1 protein-coding gene is annotated in these 247 nt (G+C 34.8%); it reads left to right on the top strand.

Going from position 1 to position 247, the window contains the following annotated elements; all coding sequences use genetic code 11:
• On the top strand, positions 1 to 123 hold a 123-nt coding region (locus BGO88_RS10130; protein ID WP_286706851.1), incomplete at its 5' end, for a GxxExxY protein.
• Between the last annotated feature and the right edge of the window lie 124 nt (positions 124 to 247).

The raw sequence follows: 247 nt of genomic DNA, 5'->3' as shown, positions 1-247 counted from the left end.
AAAGAACACCATTATCAGATTATAAACTATCTGCGAGGAACAGAATGTGAAGTCGGATTAGTCCTGAATTTTGGAAGAAAAGTCCAATTCATGCGCCGAGTTTACGAGAATTATAAAAAATAAAATCCGCGAATACCAGCGTCATCCGCATTATCCGCGTTCAATAAAACAGAATTAGATTATAAATTATCTAACAGGAGCAGAATATGAAATCGGATTAATACTGAATTTTGGCAAAAGCCAATTC

Origin of the sequence: Flavobacterium sp. 38-13 (genome assembly GCF_001899155.1) — a bacterium.
Classification (GTDB): Bacteria; Bacteroidota; Bacteroidia; order Flavobacteriales; family Flavobacteriaceae; genus Flavobacterium; species Flavobacterium lindanitolerans.
The sequence above is the reverse complement of the archived record's forward strand: the minus strand, read 5'-3'. Positions and strand labels throughout refer to the sequence as shown.